Genomic DNA, 19,395 nt, shown 5'->3' with positions numbered 1-19,395 from the left:
GTGCTGTAAACGATTTATACACCATGTCGATTATTGTCACAACTGGATTTTCTTGCAATATACTCCCTTTCTCAGATTAAATATGATAAAATAGAAGCATTGCCACATAGCACAGTAGCTGACATGTTGCAGTGCTTTGTACATAATGACACGTTTTTCCGTGTCTGTTAACAATCATTGACGGGTCTAACATATAGAAAATGTTTCACGTGGAACATTCGTTTTAAAAGGTGAATGAAAGGTGGTGTCAATGATGTTCAATCGAATTTTTAGCTCAGGAGATAAACAGGAACAAAATGACTCTCTAATGTCCTCTGACGAAGTGATTGAAATTCCTGTTGCTGATATACATGCCAACAGGTATCAGCCTCGTACAATTTTTAATGAAGAAAAGATACAAGAACTATCTCAAACGATTCATACGCATGGTATGATTCAACCGATTGTGGTCAGGAAATCTGGCGAAACAACATATGAAATTATTGCAGGTGAACGGAGATGGCGCGCTGTACAATTGCTTGGATGGGATAAGATCCCCGGAATTGTACGAGAAATGACAGATACTGAGACAGCCTCAGTAGCGTTGATTGAAAACTTGCAGCGTGAAGAACTGACAGTGATTGAAGAAGCAAAAGCATATGCTCAGCTCATCGATCTTCACGAACTAACACAGGAAGCACTCGCCCAACGCCTTGGCAAAAATCAATCAACCATTGCGAACAAGTTACGACTGCTTAAACTACCGGTTGATGTACAAACAGCTGTGTTAAATAAAGAAATCACTGAAAGACATGCCCGTGCACTTATTAAATTGAACGATGAAGAAGAGCAGTCCAAAGTGCTCAGTGTTATTAAGGAGAAAGAGCTGAACGTTAAAGAAACGGAAGCTTATATTGCTCAGCTTCAGTCAAAATCTGAAACCAAAAAGAAGAAACGCCCTAAACTCAAGGGCATCAACAAAGATATTCGTATTGCGATGAACACCATCCGTCAATCGTTAAACATGGTCTCTGATACCGGTGTAGATGTGGAATCAAATGAAGAAGATCTTGACGATTATTATCAAATAACCATTAGAATACCAAAAAAGAAATAATTACTTTATTAATCCCGGATTCGCAAACCCATCTTTATTATGCAGGAGATGGGTTTTCATTTGTCTGATGATGCCGTTGGTTTAATTCATGAGATACAGATGATAAAATATAACACATGCAAAGCTTTTAATATTAAACATAGATTAAATTTGTAGGATCTTACGAGCTTTTAAGACAAAACATGATAAAATAGATTTATATTGTAAGAGGTAGGTGCCAAAATGGGTAAAACAATCGCCATAGCCAATCAGAAAGGTGGCGTCGGCAAAACAACATCAGCTGTAAATCTGAGTGCAGGACTGGCTCAAATGAATAAAAAAGTCCTTTTAGTGGATATAGACCCTCAGGGAAATGCCACAAGTGGGGTCGGAATCAATAAAGCCGATATGGATCAATGTGTGTATAATATTTTAGTAGAAGGTCTTTCAGCAGAAGCCGTCTGTGTGCCAACAAAAGTGGCCAACCTCGACGCTATTCCGGCTACCATCCAATTGGCGGGAGCTGAAATTGAACTTGTGCCTACGATCTCGAGAGAAATCCGCTTAAAAAAGGCATTAGATGAGATACGAGACAACTATGATTACATTATCATCGATTGTCCGCCTTCACTTGGACTTCTAACCATCAACGCCCTCACTTCTTCAGACTCCGTACTCATCCCTGTGCAATGCGAGTATTATGCATTGGAAGGACTGAGTCAGCTTTTGAATACCATTCGGCTTGTGCAAAAACATTTAAACAAGTCCCTGGCGATTGAAGGCGTATTGCTCACCATGCTGGATGCCCGTACAAATCTGGGGATTCAGGTGATTGAAGAAGTGAAGAAGTACTTCCAGGACAAAGTATATAACTCTATTATTCCGCGTAATGTGAGACTAGGTGAAGCACCAAGCCACGGGAAACCTATTATGGCTTATGATGCAAAGTCAAAAGGTGCAGAAGTATATCTTGAATTAGCTAAGGAAGTGATGAGGAATGACACGAAGGTTGGGTAGAGGGTTAGATGCTATTTTTACAGATATAGAACAAAACGACTCTGACACGGTTCAAGATATACCAATTAATCAGTGCCGGCCAAACCCGTATCAGCCGAGAAAGACTTTTCATGCAGATGCAATCGAGGAATTAAAAGAATCCATCCTTGAATATGGTATCATTCAGCCGCTTATCGTCAGACAAAGTATCAAAGGCTATGAAATAGTCGTCGGTGAACGACGTTTCCGAGCAGCCCGTGAAGCAGGTCTGGAAACAGTTCCTGCCGTTGTCAAAGAGTTGACCGATGATAAGATGATGGAACTTGCGCTGCTTGAGAATCTGCAGCGGGAAGATCTGACACCGATTGAAGAGGCACATGCTTATTCCAATTTAATGAACGAATTGAACATCACTCAAGAAGAACTTTCACAAAGACTAGGTAAGAGCAGGTCGCATATCGCCAACATCGTGAGGTTGCTTACCTTGCCAGATCAAATTGTTGCTCACATTAACAATGGGGAGCTCAGTATGGGCCATGGTCGTGCACTTTTAGGTCTTAAAGATAAAGATAAACTCAAGCCGCTTGTCAATAAAATCAGGTTGGAAAAACTTAATGTGCGCCAGGTTGAACAATTGATTACCAAAGCCAACTCAGCTCCTGTGAAAGAAAAACCGAAACAAAAGAAGGATATTTTCATCCAGGAACGTGAATCTGTCTTACGAGACCGCCTGGGAACTGCTGTAACGATTAATCGAGGTAAGAAAAAAGGTAAAATCGAAATAGAGTTTTTCAGTGACGATGACCTTGATCGTCTGATAGAGGTTCTGGGCCAATAAGTGAAATGTCAAAAGGCGCAATGCTGCTGCATCACCACACCTGCATTGCGCCTTTTATTTTTTGGCTCTACAATATATGTTGGGGTTTTAAAAAATTCCAAATGAAAAAACACGCAAACTCCTATTTTTGTTACACTTTGTTTAGACCAAACAAACCAAAAAAGGAGCTGCGTGCAATTGAATAATAACATACACCTACCAGGATTTGAAGCGTTTGTGATTACTAACTCCCTTCAATTTGAAGATTGCGTTCATATCCATGTGGAGCTTAAAATCCAGCCCCATCGCTGTCCTGTGTGCCACAGGTGGACAAATAAAGTTCATGACTATCGTAAGCAAAAAGTTAAGCATACCAAGATGTTTACAAGACACACTTACATTTTTTATCGTAAGCGTCGGTATAAATGCGAACACTCTGATTGCCCTAAAAAGGGCTTCCCTGAAGATAACCCTCTCGTTGAGCGTTATCAACGACAATCAGTTGAGTTTAAACAAGCAATGGGTCTTGAGGTGATTCATGGAAAGAATTTTGCGGATGTCGCTGCACGAATGGGGACGTCTCCTACAACCGTGATGAGACGTTTTGACGCCATTGGATCCAGCATGCTTAACGAAACAAAGGAACTACCTTCCACTATTGCGATTGATGAGTATAAAGGAGATGCTGGTGGAGAAAAGTATCAAACCATTATTGCAGATCCAGTCGACAGAAGAACACTTGATATTTTACCCGACCGTAAAAAGGATACGCTCAAGGCTTATTTACACCACCATGGACAGAAGGTTAATAAAGTCGTAATGGATATGAGTCAATCGTTTAAAGCAGCTGTAGACCAGGCGTTAGGCGGGCCTATTGTAATAGCTGATAGGTTTCATTTTTGCCGCTATATCCATTGGGCACTGGAACGGGTAAGAATAAAGGTTCAAAAGGAATTTATAGATTATGACAGGAAAAAGTGTAAACGTATGAAACATGCCTTCCACAAAAAGCCGGAGGATTTAACTTCTAAACAACGTTGGTATTTGGATTATTACTTAAGTCAATCAGATTACTTAAGAGAAGCATACCAGTTAAAAGAAGCTTATCGGCATTGGTTTGAGGAAGCGAAAGCTTTAGGGGCTGATCACCTAAAGGTGATCAAAGACCGCTTATATGAATTTTATGATCTGGTCAGGTCTTCCGGAGTTGTGGAGTTCCAAAAAGCAATTGAAACCCTGCAAAACTGGCAAAAGGAAATCATAAATAGTTTTGCCTTTGATCTTAACAACGGCTATATTGAAGGTCTAAACAATCAGACGAAAGTTATTAAGCGTAACGCTTTTGGGTTTCAACGTTTCGATCGCTTCCGTATGAGAATTTTATTACATCATCAATACAAGCGTATTAATACTCGAGTGGCATAAATAGGAGTGGGCATTTAAGTGCCCACCCCAACATTTGACTTAGAACCTATTTTTTAGGCTTTGTAGAATTTGGGCGTGTGTTTCAACGGCTCGTGTGAAACGCATTAAAATCGAACAGGAGAACGCGCTAGTTTAATTTTTGGTCCAGCTAAGTATAACACGCACAAATAAAAGCATGATCATATTGAATTTTAGTTAGGTGTTTTTAGTTTAATGGAAGGAGTGGTGCTCTGTGATTAATTTTGATCAGGCAGCAACATCTCATCCTAAGCCCCAAGCTGTGATTGATGCAGTTGTAGATGCCATGCATGGACTCGGTGGGAATGCGGGGCGTGGAGTACATAGAAATGCACAAGCAACAGGTGAAATCATGCTTAAAGCGCGTCGTAAGGCTGCTTCTTTATTTGGATGTTCCAGAGCGGATCATGTACTTTTCTTTGCAAATGCAACAACTGCCCTTAATCAGGCATTAAAAGGATTTGATTTACAGCAAAATGACCATGTGATTGCGACAGCTTTTGAACATAATTCTGTCCGTCGACCATTAAACCATTTGGCACGCACTAAGGGCATTGAGCTCTCCTTTTTAAAATGGTCAGGAGATAATGTGAGCTTGCTCGACAAGATCACACAGTCGATCAAGCCAACTACAAAATTATTGGTGCTTACACATGCATCGAACGTGACTGGTACTGTTCTGCCTATTGAAAAGGCTGCACATATAGCAAAAAAACATGGTATAACCGTAGTGGTTGATACCTCTCAGACTGCAGGACATCTTCCAATTCATATGACTGATACAGGAATTGACATGCTCATCATGCCTGGTCACAAGGGATTAATGGGGCCCCAGGGAACGGGTTTGCTTTTGGTTGCAGAGGATATTGACTTGGAACCAATTCTTCACGGGGGTACAGGCCATCATTCCGAGACCCCAGAACAGCCTCAAGTGTGGCCTGAGAAATTTGAAAGCGGCACTTCAAACATACCTGGGATTGCAGGGCTTTATGCTGCACTCAATGCCTATGAAGAGAGACAAACGGAAATTGTTCCACGTGAAACAATCTTGGCTAGAAAGATTCGTTCAGCTTTGGAGCAACTGTCAAATGTTACTGTGTATGGACCAGAAGTAGAGCACATGGAACTACCAATTATTGCGTTTAACATTCAAGGTGTGGATTCTCAAGAGGTCGCAATGATATTGGATTCCCATTATGATATCGCAGTAAGGGCAGGGCTCCATTGCAGTCCACTTGCGCATGAGGTGTTAAATACACTTGAAACAGGTATTGTCAGGGCGAGCCTTGGCGTATATAATACAGAAACAGAAACGGATACATTTATACAAGCGCTTGGTGATATTGCAGCAGCATATAAGGAGCAGTAGAACCCTTTCGCTTACGAATGGGGGAGATGCTATGGTTTTATTTGGGACCATTGTGAATGGGTTATGTATTATTTTAGGCAGTTTACTGGGAATGTTTTTTTCAAAGATCCCCGATCGGGTGAAAGAAACTGTTACACATGGCATCGGTTTGGTCGTGATCTTGATTGGTATGCAGATGGCCTTCAAAACAGAGGTTATCATTGTGGTGTTATTGAGTATGCTGCTCGGTGGTGTGATAGGTGAGTTTTTAAAAGTGGAAGAGTGGCTGGACCGCATCGGCAATTGGTGTGCGAATCGATTTGCCCGCTCCACGACTGAAGGGGCAAGAGCTTTTCACAAGGTTTTGTCACAGCAACTCTCATATTCGGTGTTGGCGCAATGGCGATTATCGGCTCACTGGACAGCGGCATCCGAGGTGATCATGAAGTATTGCTGACTAAAAGTGTTCTGGACGGCTTTACCGCACTGGTGTTGACGACCACACTCGGAGGTGGTGTCTTATTATCATTCATCCCAGTTGTGCTCTATCAGGGGACCATTACTTTGCTCGCAACACAAATCGAAAAATGGGTGCCTGAGGCGTTTTTGAACGGTTTGATTGCTGAAGTGACGTCCATAGGTGGTGTATTGATCCTCGCCATTGGCTTGAACTTCTTGAAAATCACCAAGATTCGAATTGGGAACCTGCTACCATCCCTTGTGTTAGTGGCCATCATTTATTACATTTATTATTTGTTTTAAACAAAACCATCCTCCGAAAAGATGGGTGTTATTTAATTTTTTAGCCAAAAAGATTCTTTCTTCAAGCACAGCGAAGTGGGGAGTAGTTCACAAAGCATTATTTCCATAAAATGCGAACTAACTTGTGACTAGGGAGGGTCGACTAAAACCGCCCTTTGTCCAGCATCTTTGTCTTAAGAAAGAATACTCTGTGGCATAAACCGCCACTCCAAATTCTTTCTTAAGCTTGTCGGGGCTAACCGGGCAAAGATGCTTTTCTTTGGCTACGTGGATATATCCCTTGCAGGAGCAAGGAGGCATCAGGGGATGTTCGATTAAAACCGGCGCGTCCTGCGCCAACATCGAACGACCTGCGTCCTGCAGGCTTCTTGGCAAAGAAGACACTGTGAAAGTAGGTTAGTTGAACAGATGTCGCACTTGAACTGTGATAAAGTTAAAGCGACTCCCTAAAGCGGAAATCACGACACTCTCATCTTGAGTATAGCCAAGTTTTTTCTGGTTCGGAGTTTGTGTCTACTTTTCATTGACTGGTTTAACTGCGCAGGGGAGGCATCTGTTTTAAATATAATGGAATAGTTTAGTTATGTCTTAGCGACCTTTCGTATTGGAAGGTCGTTTTTTTGTGTTAACCCGTCTGATTGTCAGATCGTTTTACAACAGCGGGTGGGGTGAGGTGTGTTAATTGGCGATCGAGCATATCAAAAATAGCTGCAATTTGTTTAGCCATGTCATATACAATGGAAAGTCTTGTGTTTTGCAAAACAGAATGGGCCATAAAACCGCCTATATTTACAACGCCTGTCAGATGAATATCTCCAATTTCCGGGAGTGCCTTATTTAGCGCTGATCCAGGCTTTAAAGATGCTTTTTCTGCAATCAAGGTCCCAATGGAGGAGGTTTTCCCAAGACAGGCATCGACTGCAATGATAAAAGGATTTCGGTGTTGCTGATGGATAAGGGTGTTATAGTCGTTAAGATTCATGGCATGCACTGGCTCGTGCAAAGTGCCGTAAATGGTAAGGTGTCTTGGCTTTAGGTCTGCTAAGTAAGAACCGGCAAGCGGCCCGAGGGCATCGCCCGTGGAACGGTCTGTCCCAACAAACACCACAACATATTCCCGTGGTGTTGTAGGTGTCCAGTTAAGCAGCGTCCGGGCTATGGTGGTAATGGCCTGGGGATCTGTATGTTGAATTCGCACATAAGTGTTTTTCTCCTGTATTTGTTTCCCGAGATTCATAGCTTTGCCTCCACATACATATTGATATAAGTATACGGATAAAAAAAGCTTTCTATACATCAATCTGAAAAATGTACGAGCATACTTGAATCTGGGGGTCATAGATGATGCGGGGCGGTTTAAGCTGGATGTTTTTAATCATTGGAACAACGATTGGAGCAGGATATGCTTCCGGACAGGAGCTGTGGCAGTTCTTTGGGCATGAAAGCGGACTGGCCATATTATTGTTTGCAATCTTTTTTTCAACAAGTTGCATTGTAATTATGCTGGTCAGTCATGAAAAGCGTTCGACGCAATATTATCCGGTTTTGCAGATGATTGTCGGGAAACGAATGACACGAATCTATGATATTATGATTTTTATTTATTTGTTTACAACCACTGTTGTGATGATTGCGGGGAGTGGGGCGACGGCTCAGGCATTTAATTTCTCCTATTGGACAGGTATCATCGTTATGGTTGGTGCGTTGATTGTGTTGTTTTTGAATGATATTAACGGATTGATTGCCATTAATCGTTATATATTGCCACTGCTTTTGGGTGGACTGCTGTATGTGTTGTTAAAGTTCACGCATGACCAGGAATTAATGCTCTTTTCCCATTGGCATGAACAGAGCAACTGGACAGCTGCGTTTCCTTTTACAGCGCTAAATATATTGCCGCTCATTGCGGTATTAGGGGCAATTGGTTCTAAAATTAAATCTAAAAAAGAAATTATGATCGCAGGGATTGGAAGTGGGCTGATCCTTGGAACGATTTCGTTCATCTATAACAGCAGCTTGATTCAGATATCTGAAGAGCTCTTATTGTATGAGATTCCATTGTTTGCGATACTTAAACATTATTCCTTTCATATGCTATTGCTGATGTCTGTTTTGCTGTGGTTTGCCATATTTACCACAGCTGCATCTGGCATTATGGGGCTGGTCACACGAATGGCAAACAGAGTCAGACTGCCGTTGTGGCTTCTGGTTACAGGTCTGTTGTTAGCGATGCTCCCATTGACAATGCTCGGTTTTTCAACTTTAATTGGGTACATTTATCCTATATATGGACTATTAAATCTCTATGTGCTGACACGACTGCTTTTATTTCCGTTATGGTATAAAACGGCTAAGAAATAAAAGCCATGATCTGCAAGCTTCCAAATTAAGTGAATTTGTTATAGAATTTAAGAAGGTGAACACAGTGAGTGGATCAGGGAGGAAAGACTGATGGCAGATAAAGAGTTTGAATTGAATGATATTGTTCAAATGAAAAAACCGCATCCATGCGGAGAGAATCGCTGGCAGATTATTCGCATGGGGATGGATATTCGCATTAAATGTCTGGGGTGCGGGCACAGTGTCATGATTCCGCGTCGTGACTTTACGAAAAAAATGAAGACCATTTTGGAAAAAGCAGAAGGTTAATTTATTTTAATATTACAAATTCAAAAATAGGTTAAATTTTTGCCTAACAGATGTGAAATGACTATTTGAAGCTTCTGTTTGAAACAAAATAGAGGAATTGCTGCTAAAAAAGCAAAAATGGCTTTTGCAACGGGGCTATTTTTGCTTTTTCATTTCTTGTCAAATGGGGCGGTTGACTCTATAATTGGTATGACCAACGCGTTCATATGAATGGTAACCTTAAGGAGTTGAAAGTTTTATGGCTTTAACAGCAGGAATTGTCGGGCTGCCCAATGTCGGCAAATCAACATTGTTCAATGCGATTACCCAAGCTGGGGCAGAAGCTGCAAATTACCCGTTTGCAACGATTGATCCAAACGTGGGGATTGTGGAAGTTCCCGACGATCGCTTAAATAAATTAACAGAAGTTGTGAATCCGAAAAAAACAGTCCCAACCACGTTCGAATTTACGGATATTGCTGGTATTGTAAAAGGTGCCAGCAAGGGTGAAGGACTGGGCAATCAGTTTTTATCTCATATTAGACAGGTCGATGCGATTTGTCAGGTTGTGCGCTGTTTTGAAGATGAGAACATTACCCATGTCTCTGGTAAAGTCGATCCAATTGATGATATTGAAACCATTAATCTGGAGTTGATTTTGGCAGACATGGAAACGGTGGCTAAACGGCACCAGAGAGTGGAAAAGTTGGCCAGACAGAAAGACAAAGATGCAGCAGCTGAGTACAATGTGCTGCAGAAATTGAAGGAAGGTCTCGAGTCCGAGCTGCCGGCAAGAGCCCTTGAATTCAGTGATGAAGAATACGTTATTGTAAGAGGTTTGCATCTGTTGACCTCCAAGCCGATGTTATATGTGGCTAATGTAAGTGAGGAAGAGGTTTCTGAGCCCGAAGCCAATGCCTTTGTCCAAGCTGTCAAAGCGCATGCTGAAAAAGAGGGTTCGGAAGTCATAACCATCAGTGCGAAAGTGGAAGAAGAAATTGCTGAACTTGACGCTGAAGAAAAAGCAATGTTCCTTGAAGAGCTTGGGATTGCTGAATCTGGTCTGGACAAGCTGATAAAGGCAAGCTACCATTTACTCGACTTAGGCACCTTTTTTACAGCAGGTGAGCAGGAAGTGCGTGCTTGGACATTTCGAATCGGCATGAAAGCGCCGCAAGCAGCAGGCATTATTCATACAGATTTTGAGCGGGGCTTTATCCGGGCCGAGACGGTTTCCTATGATGATCTGATTGAAGCTGGATCGATGGGAGTCGCACGAGAAAAAGGCAGAGTGCGTTTAGAAGGCAAGGCATATGTGGTAAGAGACGGTGACGTCATACATTTCCGGTTTAATGTGTAAAACAAAAACAAATGACAGGATCCCTTAAACTGTTGTGTTTTTATATCAGATTTGATATAATCAATCGATGTGAGTAATGATATTTAATTGCTCCTTGCTCCTTTTTAAATAAAAGGGGCCGCCAAGACCAAAAGGAGGTGTAACGGATGAAAAAATATGAAATCATGTACATCATCCGCCCGGACATGGAAGAGGAAGCACAAACTGCTTTGATTGAGCGGTTTAACAAAGTGCTGACTGACAACGGCGCGGAAGTTGAAAAAGTTGATGATAAAGGCAAGAAACGTCTTGCTTATGAAATTAACGACTATCGTGATGGACATTATGTTGTTATTAATTTCTCTGGCGACGAGAATGCAATCAATGAGTTCGATCGTCAGGCGAAATTCACCGATGACATTATCCGTCATATGGCAATTCGCGAAGAAGATCAATAAATAAGGGGTGGTTCTGATGTTGAATCGTGTCGTCTTAGTCGGCAGATTAACGAAGGATCCTGATCTACGTTATACACAATCCGGAGTGGCAGTAGCCAATTTTACCATTGCAGTAAATCGGCCTTTTTCCAATCAGCAAGGCGAACGTGAAGCAGACTTTATCAACTGTGTCGTTTGGCGCAGACCAGCTGAAAACCTGGCAAACTACATGAAAAAAGGCAACATGGTCGGTGTCGATGGACGCGTCCAGACACGGACTTTCGAAGCCCAGGATGGGAAGACTGTTTTCGTTACGGAAATCGTAGCTGACAGTGTACAATTCCTGGAACCAAAAGGCTCTTCACAAAATCGCGGGCAAGGTGCATCAGGATACCAGCAGAACCAGAACCAATATCAGGGACAAAATCAGTCTCAAGGGCAAAATCAGCAGAAAAAAGATTCTATCTTTCAGGATGAAGGAGAGCCAATCGACATTTCTGATGATGACTTGCCATTCTAACTGATGATTTAAACAAACCTTGAACTTTTAATTCATGAAAAAGGGAGGCGTAAACTATGGCAGCTCGTCGTGGACGTGGAAGACGTCGTAAAGTATGTTATTTCACAGCGAACGGTATTACGCACATTGACTATAAAGACGTGGATTTGCTGAAGCGTTTCATTTCTGAGCGTGGAAAAATTCTTCCTCGCCGTGTAACTGGAACATCTGCAAAATATCAGCGTAAATTGACAAAAGCAATTAAACGCGCAAGACAAATGGCTTTATTGCCGTATACCGCAGAATAATAAGCAGAAGGCCCTCAATGGTTCAATCCATTGGGGGCCTTCCTTATCTCATTTATCGGTCATGAGAGGGATGCGGTTTCTTTATTTTGCGTTTTGGATAAACGGTAATCATTTTGACGAGGTAGATCATTATAAATGCGATCATGAGCCACATGATATATAAGTTGAGCGGGAATATAAAAGCATAAAGTGTATAAGCAAGTGCCGGAATCGTACTGGCATAGGCGCTCATTTTCCATAATAGGGATAATTTGAGTTTTCTATTCAGGAGTTTAGCGATTAGAGTTCCGATGTAGGCCAATAGTGTCAGTGCTAGAAAGACCACCACAGTGATCGGCAGATAAAAAATAAAGAAAAAGTAGACGAGCCAAAACGCAATATTTATTCCTGCTTCATTCGTACCTGATGTGAGCATATGAACAGCTGTTGGTATGGAGCTCAGGAAAATGAGAATTAGCATATAGATCACAGCCATATCCATGCCGGTACGGTTTAATTTAAACATCGCTTGTTTGCTTGGCAGCTTAAGACTATGTATGAAGGTGTGCCAGAGCACCATTGCCATCATCCTTTTGAGTTTAATGTTCGCATACCGACCATTATAACTGAAAAAGAGCAAGACTGCTTGTAAGGTGCTTATGATGCAATGAACATATCAAAACGAAATGAAAGTTGTCGATTATTGCCCGGGAAATTATTTCTGGCAGATCATACACCAATTAAACCGGAAATCATGTTATCATAGAGTAATGAAGCGTTTAGACAAAGTGCCCTGAACAGGGTAACAGAGGTGTCCGAAGTCGTGAATGTATCAAAGAAAATGGCAGACGGGGCAATGATGAGTGCTGTTTTCATTGCACTGTTAATCGTTGCTATGTTTATTCCCGTCTTAAACATATTTGCCAACATCGCTTTGCCGATTCCATTCGTGGTGTATGCAGCCAGGTATGACCTGAAAGCTGTCGGCTTGATGTTTGCAGTTACACAAATTTTAGCCTTATTATTTGGCACGCTAGTCGCAATCCCAGTTGCTGTGTCAGCAGCATTTGGCGGCATTATGATCGGTGTCGCCCTCCGCAAAAAACTTACCCCTTACGAAACATGGGCGAGCGGAACTATCGGATTTGTGGCTGGTTTGGCCTTCGTATTTGTGTTCAGTCAGTTTGTGTTCGACGTCAATTGGATTGATGAAACGAACGAACTGATTGACAGGTCGCTGAGTATGACAGAAGAGATTGTTTCGACAGTTGGGCTTAACGAAGAAGCGAGTCAGCAAATGGAAACCATGAAAGAGCAATTCAAGCAATTGCCGGACTATATGCCGGCTGGTCTCGCTGTTGCTTCGATCTTTATGGCCTTTATCACCCAGTGGCTCAGTTATAAAGTGCTGAATCGTATTGAACGAAAGACGTATCGATTCCCGCCATTTCGTTCCATGCGCTTACCGACATCGATTATATGGATCTACTTTTTTGCACTTATAGCCGGGTTGTTTGTGCAGGATGCAGATAGTCTGATTCTGCTGGCAGCAAATAACGCTATGATGCTTGTTGGCTTGTTGTTGACATTGCAGGGCTTTTCGTTTATTTTCTTTTTTGCTCATACGAAATCCCTATCAAAAGCAATCCCTGTTGTCGCAGTCGTTGTAACATTATTATTGCCATTTATTATGCTTTACATTATCCGGTTAATCGGTATTGTCGATATTGGATTTGGGGTCAGGGAGCGTATGGAAAATCGTGAAAAATAGACCGATTAAAGAACAAAGTGGAAGGCAGCGGAAACAGAGTCCTTTCACCAAAAGCAGGAAAACAGGAGCTGATGAGATTGCCTGGTATCAATAGAAAACGTAAACTCGGAAGCCATTTACTTGTGATTTATGGTTTATCGATCGGTCTGTTAGCTTTTATATGGTATTTCAACTGGGTGCTTGGCATTGTGATGACCGTTTTGTTAGGGTTATCCATTTACTACAGTTTGTGGGTGGAAAAGACACTCATATATGAAACAGAAAGCTATATTTCGACGCTCAGTGCCCGTATTAAAAAAGTGGGCGAGGAAGCCTTGCTCGAGATGCCGATTGGTATTATATTGTATAATGACGAATATATGATTGAATGGACCAACTCCTATATCAGCAACCTTGTCGGGGAAGATACCCTGATAGGGAAATCACTCAATATCTTTTCTGAGGATCTAAAAGAACATATTGAAGATGACGAGGATTACATGCTTCAGTTTGGCGACTATGTATTTAAAGTAACGATTAAAAAAGAAGAACGTCTGCTTTATTTATTCGATCGTACAGAACAAGTTGATATTGAGAAGAAATTTAAAGAAGAACAGACGGTTTTAGCCGTAATATATCTCGATAATTATGATGAAATCACTCAAAACATGGAAGACACCCGTAAAAGTCAGCTGAATTCTCAGGTTACGGCTCTTTTAAATAACTGGTCTCATGAGAATGGTCTTTATCTGAAACGGACATCACAGGAACGTTTTCTCGCGATTGCTTCCCAAGCGATTCTTGAGAAACTTGAGAAAAACCGGTTTGATATTCTGGATGAAGTACGTAATATCGATACCGAACAAAACGTTCCGCTTACGATCAGTATAGGTGTGGGGGCGAGCCGGATACCGCTTCCGGCACTTGGAGAACTTGCACAGTCGAGCCTTGATCTTGTGCTCGGACGCGGTGGTGACCAAGTCGCCATTAAAGACGAGTCGGGTAAAGTTCGCTTCTATGGCGGCAAAACAAATCCAATGGAAAAACGCACCCGAGTACGTGCCCGTGTAATTTCACATGCTTTGCGTGAACTTGTGAAAGACAGTGATAATGTGATCATAATGGGGCATCAGATGCCTGACATGGATGCGATTGGGGCAGCAATAGGTGTTTCCAATATTGCCCGGGCTAACGATGTGAACGGTTATGTTGTGTTTGATCCAGATGATAATGACACAGGGGTCCACCGTTTAATTGAAGCGGTCAAACAGGATGAGGATGTCTGGGAGTATTTTGTCACCCCAGAGGAAGCAGAAGACCTTACAACATCAGACAGTCTGATTGTTGTGGTTGATGTGCATAAACCTTCTATGGTCGTTCATCCGCGGCTTCTGAACAAAACAGATAACAAAGTGGTGATCGATCATCACCGCCGGGCAGAAGAATTCGTCGAGAGCCCGACCCTCGTTTATATGGAACCTTATGCATCATCCACGGCTGAGTTGGTAACTGAACTGCTGGAATACCAGCCGAAAAAACTTAAACTCAAAATGCTTGAAGCGACTGCACTCCTAGCAGGCATTATCGTTGATACGAAAAGCTTCACCCTCAGGACGGGGTCCAGAACATTTGATGCGGCATCTTATCTGAGATCTCAGGGCGCTGATACAATATTGGTCCAACAGTTTCTCAAAGAGGATCTTGACCTTTATATCAAACGGAGCAGGCTCGTTGAAACTGCGGATATGTCCCATGATAATGTTGCCATTGCCAAAGGAGAAGAAGGCAAGACGTACAATCCAATTTTGATTGCCCAAGCTGCTGACACCTTGTTGACCATGTCAGGTGTTGAAGCATCCTTCGTCATATCTGAACGAAAAGACGGCAGGATTGGCATTAGCGCAAGGTCACTTGGCAGGGTTAATGTGCAAGTCATTATGGAACAAATGAATGGCGGCGGCCACTTGACCAATGCCGCAACGCAAATTGAAGACACAACAATTGCAGATGCTGAAGCCTTATTGAAAGATCTGCTCAGTGATTATTTTGAAGGGGGAGACGAAACATGAAAGTCATTTTTCTGAAAGACGTAAAAGGAACAGGTAAAAAAGGTGAAGTGAAAGATGTGGCAGATGGCTATGCCCGCAACTATCTCTTGAAACACAAACTGGCTGAAGAGGCGACAAAAGCCAACCTGGATGCCCTCAATGCCAAGAAAAAGAAAAACGCCCAGCGTGAACAGGAAGAAAAAGATGAAGCCATTGATTTTAAAAATAAACTCGCTGATCTGACTGTTAAAGTTAAAGCCAAGTCTGGGGAAGGCGGTACATTATTCGGCTCTGTTACCAATAAACATATCGCCGATACCCTGAAAAAGGACTACGGATATAAAATTGACAAACGGAGAATTGAACTGGATGAACCTATTCGGTCACTTGGACATACACGCGTCCCGGTTAAATTGCATCATGAGGTGACCGGCACGATTCAGGTGCAAGTGGTTGCAGAGTAAAGGACCTTCATTAAGGTCCTTCTCTTATGACGAATGGGCAGAGCCTCTGGGAGAGGGGGAATATACATGAATGAGTCATGGAGTGATCGCACACCTCCGCATAATATAGAAGCAGAACAAGCCGTATTGGGTGCCGTTTTTCTTGAACCGGAAGCATTCTCATCAGCCGCTGAACGTCTGTTGCCTGCTGATTTTTACCGTGCAGCCCACCAGCGTATTTTTGACACGATGACCAAGCTGACCGATCGTGGTGAACCCATTGACCTTGTAACTGTGACCACTGCACTTGCCAACGAGAAAACACTCGATGAGGCAGGCGGGGTTTCGTATCTGTCTGATCTTGCCGGAAGTGTGCCGACTGCGGCCAATATCGAATACTACAGCAAGATCGTTGAGGAGAAAGCTTTGCTCCGCCGGCTGATTCGGACGGCAACCGATATCGTTTCAACCAGTTATGAAAAAGAAGACGATGTTGAAGACATTTTAAACGAAGCTGAGAAAAACATCCTTGACGTTTCCAGCCGCAGAAACACCGGCGCATTTAAAGAAATAAAAGATGTTCTGATTGATGTCTATGACAATATTGAAATGCTCCATCATAATAACGCAGACATCACCGGTGTACCAACCGGGTTTCGTGATTTGGACCAGATTACATCAGGTTTCCAGCGCAATGATTTAATTATTATCGCTGCCCGTCCGTCAGTAGGTAAGACGGCTTTTGCTTTGAATATCGCTCAGAACGTGGCGATTAATACAGAGGAGAATGTGGCCATCTTCAGTCTTGAGATGGGGGCTGATCAGCTGGTGTCACGTATGTTGTGTGCGGAAGGTAATATCGATGCCCAGCGTCTTCGTACAGGGAGTCTGGAAGCAGAGGACTGGGGCAAGTTGACGATGGCGATGGGAAGCTTGTCCAATGCCGGCATCTTTATCGATGATTCGCCTGGTATCCGTGTGAATGAAATTAGGTCAAAATGCCGCCGGTTGAAGCAGGAACATGGCCTTGGCATGATTGTCATTGACTATTTACAATTGATCCAAGGCAGTGCGAACTCACGTGAGAACCGCCAGCAGGAAGTCTCCGAAATCTCCCGAAGCCTTAAAGCACTGGCACGGGAATTAGAAGTGCCCCTCATAGCTTTGTCCCAGCTATCACGTGGTGTTGAATCTCGTCAGGACAAACGGCCGATGATGTCCGACCTCAGAGAATCAGGCAGTATTGAGCAAGATGCTGATATTGTTGGCTTCTTATATAGAGACGACTATTACGATCAGGAGTCTGAGAAGCAGAACATCATTGAAATCATTATTTCCAAACAGCGTAACGGTCCTGTTGGTACAGTCGAATTGGCCTTTGTTAAAGAATATAACAAATTCGTCGACCTCGACCATCGCTACAGCGAAAGCGACATCCCAGCCCCAGCACACGCATGATCCACATGAAACAATCCGAACTGAGACAACAAATCAGTTCGGATTTTTTTGGATCTGATGAACAAACTAAACGATAAGATCGTGATCTCCTCTCCGGGAAGCCACTTAATTAATACTTAAACGCTTCTTGAATAGTATTAGATAACTTGACAGTTTAGAAATGCTTCTGGCAATCGCTCGGGGAAAACACTCCGCGTCCAGTGGGCGCTGATGAGCCTCGGGCCCACAGGACGTGGGTCATGAAGGCGTTGCGACAGGACGTCGCGGTTTTAGCCTTCCTTCCCCTATACCGCGCTGTGGGGTCTCATCTAGGAGTCTGTCCGACGGAATGTTATTTAAGGGGTCAGATTTAACTTTTTGAGCATATTTCTCCAAAAAAACGCTATTTTGAAGTGAATAGTGTTTAAATCCAGCCTTATCCGTGCCCTTTATGATAACTTTTTCAGATTTTGGACAGACTTATCCCTTGTTTGCTTTAACACGTTTTTTGGATGCTTAAGAAAATGAAGCTTCCTAAGGTTATGAGCCAACGCAAGCAGCACAAATTCACCCGAAACTTTTTCTTTTCCGCGGAGGTGAAATTGCCGAAAGCCTTGACACGCTTTCAGTTGCCCAAACACCGGCTCTACAATTGCTTTACGTTTCTTGTAAATGTCTTTCCCTTCGTCACTTTGAACTTTCGTTCTCATAGCTTCACGTATTGGATCAGCTTCTGTACGTTGTATAGTTCTTTTGCCTGTTTTAGATTTTACACACTCACTTTGAAAGGGGCAGTCTAAGCATGCTTGACCTTCATAAATCCATGTTGTAGGTCTGGTCTCATGATGGCGGTATTTAACTTTTTTAAGCACCATGTTTTGACCAATAGGGCAGATATAAGTATCTTGCTCTTGGTCATAAGTGAAATTCGACTTGTCATAAGGATTACCATTTTGTTTGCCTTCTTTGGTTGCTGCAATATAGGCATCTACTCCATAGGTTTCGGCTTGTTGAATGTTGGCTGCACTAAAATAACCGGCATCTGCTGTAACAATCTCTGGCATGGCACCCATATTCTCCCGAATAGAGGATAAGACATTTTCAAACTGTTGTTGATCACTGGAATTATTACTCATGGCCATTCCAACGATAAAGCCACGGTCTGAATCAACTGCAACTTGTGGATTGTAGCCTTGTATCACGCCTTGTGTCCGGGTGTTCATAATTCGTGAATCATCGTCCGTAAAATTAGCCTGATCCTTGTCAGCTGTTGCTAAAGCTGATTCAGGTTTGCGTTCTTCTAGTTTTTGTAATGCTTCCTTGATCGTTTCCAGGCGCTTTTGATGATCTTGTATACCTCGACTTGTGGGTTCCGTTTGTTCATCTTCGATGGCATCTTGCAGCTGGGCTTCGTTCAAGTGATCGGCAATAAGCTGTTCCATACGCTTAATTTCTTTTTTCATATAGCCGCGTGTCATCGCTTTGTGCTTTGAAGCATTAGCCTTGAACTTTGAACCGTCAATGCTTACATGTGCCATGGATACATGACCTAATTCTTTAGCGATTAGAATAACCTGACTAAATAAAGGGGCCAAATTATTTATGTTGTTTTTTCGAAAATCACTAATAGTGCGGTGATCAGGCTTCTGGCCACCGGCCAGCCAGCGAAAGGGAATGCTTTCTTGAATTGCCGTATGCAATTTACGGGATGAAAACACACCCGTTTGATAGCCATAAAAGAGAATCTTAATCAACATCTTCGGATGGTAAGCTTCTTGACCACGATTTTTATAGTGAATTGTCATATGAGAAATATTTAGTTCATCAACAATGTCGTTAACAGTGCGAGCAAGGTGATCAGAAGGAATCAAATCCCCAAAATACGTCGGGATTAGCTCTCCTTGCTCCACTGAATAAGGCTTAAATGGTGCCATGGTGGAATGCCCCTTTCTTTTTCCGTTCAATCTTCACTTTGTAATATTAATTATACATGAAAGTTCGGCATTCCACCCATTTATCTGGTAATACTTTCATTCCGTCGGACAGACTCCTAGGCTTTTGCTCGAGGCCACTGAAAATCACCCTC

The 19,395-nt window shown here is 42.5% G+C and carries 18 protein-coding genes and 1 pseudogene; 16 read left to right on the top strand and 3 right to left on the bottom strand.

Annotated features, from left to right (window positions below):
- Positions 1 to 250 precede the first annotated feature (250 nt).
- The 6 genes and pseudogenes from noc (at position 251) to JNUCC1_RS08000 (ending at position 6,441) form a co-directional block, all read left to right on the top strand.
- The gene (noc, locus tag JNUCC1_RS08025) at positions 251 to 1,096 is read left to right on the top strand and encodes a nucleoid occlusion protein (protein ID WP_156644889.1); all 846 of its coding nucleotides are present in this window, start codon (positions 251 to 253) and stop codon (positions 1,094 to 1,096) included.
- A gap of 222 nt (positions 1,097 to 1,318) precedes the next feature.
- Positions 1,319 to 2,092, top strand: a complete 774-nt coding sequence (locus tag JNUCC1_RS08020; RefSeq protein ID WP_156644888.1) for a ParA family protein — start codon at positions 1,319 to 1,321, stop codon at positions 2,090 to 2,092.
- Positions 2,073 to 2,909 carry a ParB/RepB/Spo0J family partition protein gene (locus JNUCC1_RS08015; protein WP_156644887.1) on the top strand — a complete coding sequence of 279 codons (837 nt, stop codon included), beginning with the start codon at positions 2,073 to 2,075 and terminating at the stop codon, positions 2,907 to 2,909. The genes JNUCC1_RS08020 and JNUCC1_RS08015 overlap by 20 nt, the downstream gene beginning before the upstream one ends.
- Positions 2,910 to 3,086: 177 nt before the next feature.
- Positions 3,087 to 4,313 (top strand): ISL3 family transposase, encoded by a 1,227-nt coding sequence (locus JNUCC1_RS08010; protein WP_156644886.1) that lies wholly within the window; start codon positions 3,087 to 3,089, stop codon positions 4,311 to 4,313.
- A gap of 232 nt (positions 4,314 to 4,545) precedes the next feature.
- Positions 4,546 to 5,700: an aminotransferase class V-fold PLP-dependent enzyme gene (locus JNUCC1_RS08005; RefSeq protein ID WP_331713663.1), complete on the top strand. Its 1,155-nt coding sequence runs from the start codon at positions 4,546 to 4,548 to the stop codon at positions 5,698 to 5,700.
- 31 nt (positions 5,701 to 5,731) lie between these two features.
- Positions 5,732 to 6,441, top strand: a pseudogene (locus tag JNUCC1_RS08000) (DUF554 domain-containing protein).
- Positions 6,442 to 7,066: 625 nt separating this feature from the next.
- On the opposite strand, the gene yyaC reads toward JNUCC1_RS08000, so the two are convergent.
- Positions 7,067 to 7,678 carry a spore protease YyaC gene (gene yyaC, locus JNUCC1_RS07995; protein WP_156644885.1) on the bottom strand — a complete coding sequence of 204 codons (612 nt, stop codon included), beginning with the start codon at positions 7,676 to 7,678 and terminating at the stop codon, positions 7,067 to 7,069.
- A gap of 104 nt (positions 7,679 to 7,782) precedes the next feature.
- Here yyaC and JNUCC1_RS07990 point away from each other — a divergent pair, with 104 nt between their 5' ends.
- From JNUCC1_RS07990 to rpsR, 6 genes are all read left to right on the top strand, one after another.
- Entirely contained in the window at positions 7,783 to 8,802 is a 1,020-nt protein-coding gene (locus JNUCC1_RS07990; RefSeq protein WP_156644884.1) for a YkvI family membrane protein, read from the top strand.
- Between the two features lie 90 nt (positions 8,803 to 8,892).
- Positions 8,893 to 9,090 carry a DUF951 domain-containing protein gene (locus JNUCC1_RS07985; RefSeq protein ID WP_156644883.1) on the top strand — a complete coding sequence of 66 codons (198 nt, stop codon included), beginning with the start codon at positions 8,893 to 8,895 and terminating at the stop codon, positions 9,088 to 9,090.
- A gap of 238 nt (positions 9,091 to 9,328) precedes the next feature.
- Positions 9,329 to 10,429, top strand: coding sequence for a redox-regulated ATPase YchF (ychF, locus tag JNUCC1_RS07980; RefSeq protein ID WP_156644882.1), 1,101 nt, complete (start codon positions 9,329 to 9,331; stop codon positions 10,427 to 10,429).
- A 146-nt stretch (positions 10,430 to 10,575) separates the two neighbouring features.
- Positions 10,576 to 10,866 (top strand): 30S ribosomal protein S6, encoded by a 291-nt coding sequence (gene rpsF, locus JNUCC1_RS07975; RefSeq protein WP_156644881.1) that lies wholly within the window; start codon positions 10,576 to 10,578, stop codon positions 10,864 to 10,866.
- Positions 10,867 to 10,882: 16 nt separating this feature from the next.
- Positions 10,883 to 11,365, top strand: coding sequence for a single-stranded DNA-binding protein (gene ssb / locus JNUCC1_RS07970; RefSeq protein WP_156644880.1), 483 nt, complete (start codon positions 10,883 to 10,885; stop codon positions 11,363 to 11,365).
- Positions 11,366 to 11,421: 56 nt separating this feature from the next.
- The gene (gene rpsR / locus JNUCC1_RS07965; protein WP_156644879.1) at positions 11,422 to 11,652 is read left to right on the top strand and encodes a 30S ribosomal protein S18; all 231 of its coding nucleotides are present in this window, start codon (positions 11,422 to 11,424) and stop codon (positions 11,650 to 11,652) included.
- 52 nt (positions 11,653 to 11,704) lie between these two features.
- On the opposite strand, the gene JNUCC1_RS07960 is transcribed toward rpsR, so the two are convergent.
- The gene (locus JNUCC1_RS07960) at positions 11,705 to 12,211 is read right to left on the bottom strand and encodes a DUF1189 family protein (protein WP_197431671.1); all 507 of its coding nucleotides are present in this window, start codon (positions 12,209 to 12,211) and stop codon (positions 11,705 to 11,707) included.
- 243 nt (positions 12,212 to 12,454) lie between these two features.
- On the opposite strand from JNUCC1_RS07960, the gene JNUCC1_RS07955 reads away from it, so the two are divergent.
- From JNUCC1_RS07955 to dnaB, 4 genes are all read left to right on the top strand, one after another.
- A complete protein-coding gene (locus JNUCC1_RS07955) occupies positions 12,455 to 13,402 on the top strand; it encodes a YybS family protein (RefSeq protein ID WP_156644877.1) in 948 nt (315 codons plus the stop codon).
- A 77-nt stretch (positions 13,403 to 13,479) separates the two neighbouring features.
- A complete protein-coding gene (locus JNUCC1_RS07950; RefSeq protein WP_156644876.1) occupies positions 13,480 to 15,450 on the top strand; it encodes a DHH family phosphoesterase in 1,971 nt (656 codons plus the stop codon).
- Entirely contained in the window at positions 15,447 to 15,893 is a 447-nt protein-coding gene (gene rplI, locus JNUCC1_RS07945) for a 50S ribosomal protein L9 (protein ID WP_156644875.1), read from the top strand. The genes JNUCC1_RS07950 and rplI overlap by 4 nt, the downstream gene beginning before the upstream one ends.
- 66 nt (positions 15,894 to 15,959) lie before the next feature.
- On the top strand, positions 15,960 to 17,330 hold the full coding sequence (gene dnaB / locus JNUCC1_RS07940; RefSeq protein ID WP_156644874.1) for a replicative DNA helicase: 1,371 nt from the start codon (positions 15,960 to 15,962) through the stop codon (positions 17,328 to 17,330).
- A 428-nt stretch (positions 17,331 to 17,758) separates the two neighbouring features.
- On the opposite strand, the gene JNUCC1_RS07935 is transcribed toward dnaB, so the two are convergent.
- Positions 17,759 to 19,243: an IS1182 family transposase gene (locus JNUCC1_RS07935; protein WP_156644873.1), complete on the bottom strand. Its 1,485-nt coding sequence runs from the start codon at positions 19,241 to 19,243 to the stop codon at positions 17,759 to 17,761.
- Positions 19,244 to 19,395: the final 152 nt, after the last annotated feature.

Origin of the sequence: Lentibacillus sp. JNUCC-1 (assembly GCF_009741735.1) — a bacterium.
Classification (GTDB): Bacteria; Bacillota; Bacilli; order Bacillales; family Amphibacillaceae; genus Lentibacillus_B.
Note: the sequence above shows the minus strand (reverse complement) of the source record. Positions and strands in the feature narration are given on the sequence as shown.